This is a genomic window from uncultured Flavobacterium sp., assembly GCF_963975005.1.
Taxonomy (GTDB): domain Bacteria; phylum Bacteroidota; class Bacteroidia; order Flavobacteriales; family Flavobacteriaceae; genus Flavobacterium.
This window is the reverse complement of record NZ_CAXBFR010000149.1, coordinates 1-6,288: the sequence shown is the minus strand read 5'-3', so window position 1 is coordinate 6,288 and position 6,288 is coordinate 1. Positions and strand designations below refer to the sequence as shown.

6 protein-coding genes are annotated in these 6,288 nt (G+C 30.4%); 4 read left to right on the top strand and 2 right to left on the bottom strand.

The genetic code is table 11. The features are described from left to right. The 4 genes from AACZ53_RS13270 to murI form a co-directional block, all read left to right on the top strand. Positions 1 to 2,219, top strand: a 2,219-nt coding sequence (locus AACZ53_RS13270; RefSeq protein WP_339839380.1) for a POTRA domain-containing protein, incomplete at its 5' end; no start/stop codon positions are given. 33 nt (positions 2,220 to 2,252) lie between these two features. Further along, positions 2,253 to 3,251, top strand: coding sequence for an OmpH family outer membrane protein (locus tag AACZ53_RS13265; RefSeq protein ID WP_339839378.1), 999 nt, complete (start codon positions 2,253 to 2,255; stop codon positions 3,249 to 3,251). Positions 3,252 to 3,278: 27 nt separating this feature from the next. Continuing rightward, on the top strand, positions 3,279 to 3,791 hold the full coding sequence (locus tag AACZ53_RS13260) for an OmpH family outer membrane protein (RefSeq protein WP_339839375.1): 513 nt from the start codon (positions 3,279 to 3,281) through the stop codon (positions 3,789 to 3,791). Positions 3,792 to 3,864: 73 nt separating this feature from the next. Next, positions 3,865 to 4,644 (top strand): glutamate racemase, encoded by a 780-nt coding sequence (murI, locus tag AACZ53_RS13255; protein ID WP_339839372.1) that lies wholly within the window; start codon positions 3,865 to 3,867, stop codon positions 4,642 to 4,644. 2 nt (positions 4,645 to 4,646) lie between these two features. On the opposite strand, the gene AACZ53_RS13250 is transcribed toward murI, so the two are convergent. Continuing rightward, complete coding sequence (locus AACZ53_RS13250; RefSeq protein WP_339839383.1) at positions 4,647 to 5,165, bottom strand: gamma carbonic anhydrase family protein; 519 nt, start codon at positions 5,163 to 5,165, stop codon at positions 4,647 to 4,649. A 58-nt stretch (positions 5,166 to 5,223) separates the two neighbouring features. Further along, positions 5,224 to 6,228: a type IX secretion system membrane protein PorP/SprF gene (locus AACZ53_RS13245; RefSeq protein ID WP_339839370.1), complete on the bottom strand. Its 1,005-nt coding sequence runs from the start codon at positions 6,226 to 6,228 to the stop codon at positions 5,224 to 5,226. Positions 6,229 to 6,288 lie beyond the last annotated feature (60 nt).

The window sequence follows — 6,288 nt, the reverse complement described above, 5'->3', positions numbered from 1 at the left end:
CAAGAAATTACATTCAAAATAAGTACAAAAAAGATGGTTTTTACAATACGAAAGTAATTGTGAATACATTTCCAGATTCAACAGACACAAATGTTGATTTACTTATTAAAATAGATAAAGGTGAAAAAGTTAAGATCAAAAAAATAAATTTCGAAGGAAACGAGCAATTTTCTGATAAAAAATTAAGAAAAGCCTTTAAAAACACTAAACAACAGAATCCAATTAGGATCTTTAAAGCTTCAAAATTCATAAAAGAAAAATATGAAGAAGACTTAACAAATGTAATCACAAAATACAAAGAAAAAGGATACAGAGATGCTAGAATCATAAATGACACTGTTACCTATAATAAAGATAAAAACAAATTATTTATTGATGTAAAATTAGAAGAAGGAAGAAAATATTACTTTGGTGATATACGTTTCTTAGGTAATACAATTTACACAGAAGAATATTTAAGAAGAATAATAAGCATTAACCGAGGTGATGTATATAATGGCGTTTTGCTTCAAAAAAGAATTGAAGACAAAACAAATCCTGATGCAGAAGACATTACAAACCTATACCAAAACAATGGTTATTTATTTTCAAACATCAACACAGTTGAAGTTAAAACAGAAAATGACACTATTGATTTTGAAATAAGAATAAGTGAAGGCCCTTTAGCTTACTTTAATAAAATAACAGTTGTTGGAAACGAAAAAACTAACGACCATGTTATTTACAGAGAAATTCTAACAAAACCAGGAAAAAAATATAGTAAAGATGCTTTAATTAGAACCATAAGAGAACTTGGTCAACTAGGCTTTTTTGATCCTGAAGCAATTGATCCTAAATTCAAAAATGTAGATGCAGCTGCTGGAACTGTTGATATTGAATATAATGTTGTAGAAAAAGGAGCTAGTCAAATTCAACTACAAGGTGGTTATGGTGGTGGTGGTTTTATTGGAACTTTAGGATTATCCTTTAATAACTTTTCTATCAGAAATATTTTCAATAAAGAAGCATACAAACCTTTACCGATGGGAGACGGACAAAAAATGTCTCTTAATTTACAAGCAAGTTCATATTTTAGAACCTATAGTTTAAGTTTTCAAGAGCCTTGGTATGGAGGAAAGAAACCTGTTAGTTTCTCTACTTCATTATCTCAAAGTAAACAATTTTTATACAACTATACTACCAGAGATGTAGACAAATCGCAAAGTTTTACAATTACATCATTGTCCGTTGGTATAGCAAAAAGACTTACTGTTCCTGATGATTATTTTACGCTTTCTCAAGCAGTATCTTTTCAATATTATAAACTTAACAATTATAATTCTGGATTATTTACTTTCGGAAATGGTGCATCTAGAAATTTAGCATACACTATCGGATTAAGCAGAAATAGTAAGGGTATAAATCCTATTTATCCAACTTATGGATCAGAATTTAGTATTTCGGCAAAATTCACACCACCATATTCACTTTTAAATGGTGTTGATTATGCTAATTTAGGAGATTTAGCAGAAAACAAGTATGTATATAACGGCACAGGATACATCTATACTGACGATTCTGGAGCAGAAGTTTTGGTAAACAATGGCGATCTTTTAACTGCTTTACCTTCAACTGCAAATCCTACTCCATCAAAAGCTTATACTACAGAAGATGCTGTTGCAGATCCTGCCAAAGTAGATCAAATAAAATACAAATGGTTGGAATACTACAAAGTGAAGTTTAAGGCAGATTGGTATACTAAAATTTATGATAAATTAGTATTGCGTTCGCTAGGTGAATTTGGGTTTATGGGAGCTTATAATCAGGACAGAGGCTTAGTTCCTTTTGAACGTTTTTACTTAGGTGGTGATGGACTTGCTAACTATTCATTAGACGGTAGAGAAACGATTCAATTACGTGGATATCCAAATAATTCATTATCTTCGAATGATGGAGGTACTATTTATAATAAATTTTCGTTAGAGTTAAGATATCCTATCACTTTAAAAGCTAGTGCTTCTATATATGCATTAACATTTTTAGAGGCTGGAGCTGCATTTAGCGATTTCAAAGCCTACAATCCTTTTAGTGTTCAACGTTCCGCTGGAGTTGGTCTGAGAGTATTTATGCCAGCATTTGGATTATTAGGAATAGATTTTGCACATGGATTTGATGCAATTCCAGGGGCAACTCAAAAAAGCGGATGGCAAACACACTTTATTATAGGTCAACAGTTTTAATTTTTTGACTTAAATAATTTAAAATATAGTAATATGAAAAAAATAGTTTTATTATTTTTATTTTTAAGTACAACAATTACTTTTTCTCAATCAAGAGGAATAAGAATTGGTTTTATTGATATGGAATATATTCTTGAGAAAGTTCCAAATTACGCAGAAGCCAAAAACCAGTTAGAAATTAAAGCCCAAAAATGGAAACAAGAGATTGAAGCCAAAAAAAATGAAATAAATAAGCTTAAGGAAGATTTAAAAATCGAAAGACCTCTTTTAACTAAAGAATTAATTGAAGAAAGAGAAGAAGAAATAAATTACCTTGACACTGAATTATTAGAGTATCAACAAAATAGATTTGGACCAAAAGGAGATTTAATTATTCAAAAATCTGTACTTGTGAAACCAATTCAAGACCAAGTTTTTACAATTATACAAGACATCGCTGAACAGAAGAAATACGATTTTATTTTTGACAAATCTTCAGATATGACAATGCTTTTTGCAGCGCAACGTTATGATATCAGTGACCAAGTTGTTCGACAACTTATTAGAGCTGAAAAAAGAGAACAGCTAACATCTAAACAATTAAAAGAACAAGAATCTAGAGATGCGCTAGAAGATATGCAAGATGAAAACCCTGAAATGGCAGCACGTCAAAAAGCATTGGATGAAAAAAGAGCAGCTCGTGAAAAATTAATTGAAGACAAGAAAGCAGCTTATGAAGCAAGAAAACAAGAAGCGGCTGACAGAAGACAAAAATTAATTGAAGAAAGGGAAGCTAAAAAAAATGGCACGTTAATTGAAGAAGATAATACAACAACAACTGGTGATGATAAAACTACAACAGAAGGAAACAAGAAAACTGCAACAGAAGTAGACAAACTAACACCTGAAGAAACAAGACAAAAAGCTTTAGACGATCGAAATAAAAAATTAGAAGATCGAAAAAAAGCAGCTGAAGACAGAAGAGCTAAAATTTTAGAAGAAAGAGAAGCTGCCAAAGCAAAAAAAGAAGAAGAAAATAAAACCGGAGAATAAGAATAAATTAAAATTAAACACAAAACAATGAAACAATTAAAATCAATTTTTATCGCAGTAGCATTTTTAGTGAGTGCACAATTTGTAAGTGCTCAATCCAAAGTGGCGCATATTGACGTAAGTGAATTAATGACAAATATGCCTGCAATGAAAACTGCTCAAGCTCAACTTGAGAAAATTCAAAAATCTTACGATAGCGAGTACAACACTATGGTACAAGAGTATCAAACTAAAATGAAAAAATACCAAGGTGATGCTGAAACTAACGCAGTCTCTGATGCAATTAACGAAACAAGAGCAAAAGAAATGCAAGACATGGCTGGACGTATTCAAGGGTACAGAGAAACAGCTACAAAAGAATTACAACAAAAAGAATTAGACCTTGTAAAACCAATTATGGAAAAAGCACAACAAGCTATCCAAAAAGTGGCACGTGCAAAAGGGTATGAGTATGTATTAGATGCTTCTAATGGGAGTGGAGTCTTAATGGCTGACGGTCCAAACTTATTAATTGAAGTTAAAAAAGAATTAGGTTTCTAATAAAAACTTAAATTAAAAAATTAAAAACTGCATTATGGTAATACATATTGCAGTTTTTTTTTATTTTTGATTTATGAAAAAAAACAATCCCATTGGTCTTTTTGATTCTGGAATAGGTGGAACTTCAATTTGGAAAGAAATTAACAAACTTCTTCCTTTAGAAAATTCTATTTATTTAGCCGATAGTAAAAATGCTCCTTATGGATTAAAAAATAAAGACGAAATTATTGTTTTAAGTAAAAAAAATACTGAATTATTATTAAATAGAAATTGTAAGATAATCGTTGTTGCATGTAATACAGCAACTACAAATGCAATCAAAGAATTAAGAGCCTCATATGATGTCCCATTTATTGGAATCGAGCCTGCTATTAAGCCTGCTGCAAATAATTCTCTAACACATACTATTGGAATCCTAGCCACAAAAGGAACGCTTAATAGCGATCTATTTCATAAAACTTCATCATTGTTCGAAAATGTAAAGATAGTTGAGCAAATAGGCTATGGATTGGTTCAATTAATAGAAAACGGAGACATTAACACGCCAGAAATGTTTAATCTATTAAAAAGCTATTTAAATCCAATGATTGAACAAAATATAGATTTTTTAGTTTTAGGATGTAGTCATTATCCTTATTTGATTCCTCAAATTAAAAAAATTCTTCCCTCTAAAATAAAAATAATTGATTCTGGCGAAGCTGTAGCTATACAAACTAAAAAGATTTTAAATCAGAATGGCTTATTGAACAATTTTAACTCAGAAATTAAAAATACTTTTTTCACAAATTCTAATCCAAAGGTCTTAAACGAAATTTTAAATAACCAATACAACGTTATTGAAGAAGATTTTTAATCTTATTCTTCGTTTTTAAACCACCCAGAATACATTACATAATTATTCGAGATACGTTCTATTTCACCCGCAAAATCGCTTTGGTCAATATCTTTTACTTTCTTGGCAGGAACACCAGCATAAATACAACCTGATTTTATAATAGTATTTTGAGTTACAACCGCTCCAGCCGCAACGATTGAATTGCTTTCAACCACGCAATTATCCATGACTATTGATCCCATTCCTATTAAAACATTATCATGAATTGTACAACCATGCACAATTGCATTATGTCCTATTGAAACATTACTACCAATTATTGTTGGATGTTTTTGGTAAGTACAATGAATAATAGCTCCATCTTGAATGTTTACTTTATTTCCAATTTTAATAAAATTAACATCACCTCTTATTACAGCATTAAACCAAACACTGCACTTTTCACCAAAAGTAACATCTCCAACAATTGTAGCATTTTCAGCCACATAACAATCGGAAGGGATATTTGGTGTTTTACCGTTTATTGTCTTTATTATCATGTCAAAAAAAATCCCGTTCATAATAATAAACGGGACTATATATTTTAATTAATTAAATTTAGTTTACTGCTGGACAGTTACAATCAAATCTACTGTTTTTACAGAAAATATCAAGTCCTAAAGTAATTTGATGAAAACCTCCTTTATCAAATTTAACATTACCTGTTAAATGTGAATATGTATAAGCAAACATAAATTTCTTGTAATTCACCCCTAAAATAGGCGTTATGTATTGTAGTTTTTGTTCTCCTACACTTGTTCCGTCAACATAGTTTGCACCATCAAAACTTCTTCTATAAGATAATCCAGCCCAAACTCTACCAAAATCTAAAGTTTTATAAAGCTTTAAATTTAAATCAATTGTTTTTTCTTTTGTCTGATCTACTAATTGAAACAATGTTGAAGGCTCTAACAATAAGCCATTGTCTCCCACATTAAACACATAACCTACACTCCATAAATATTTTCTTAAGTTATCTGTTTCAATATCTGTATACAACTCTCTCTTACTAGCAATAACATTTTTAACTGTAAAGTGAGTATAAAAATCTAAATAGAAATAAGAAGCACCTAAGTCTACATTAAAATAAGAATCCTTTTGAACTATTCCTCCATTTACAATTGGATCATACGAAGGGTTTGACAAATAGAATGAAGTTTCATCTAAATTACTTTGGATTAAACCTGCATTGATACCAAATGATAATTGATTCAGATCTAAAGTACTTCTTGAAAATCTTAAATGATGTGCATAACTTAATTTTGCACCTGTTTGTGTGTGATAACCATTTCTATCATTAAAAACTATCGCTCCTATTCCTGAACGCTCTCCTACCGAAGTATTAAAACTTAATGTTTGCAAAGCAGGTGCTTCATCTTGGCCAAACCATTGTTGACGAGCTGTCATTCTAACTTTACCACAATCTGCTGCTCCTGCCATTGAGGGATGTAACAAATAAAGGTTATCTGATAGATAATCAGAATAAACTGCAATTCCTTCTTGTGAGAATGAAAATTGTGTAATAAACACTAATAATAGTAGGTATCCTCTTTTAAAATTCATAATATATTATCTTTTTAATGAAAAGTGAGCTTTAAATTGTTTTGGTATTAATATACCGTT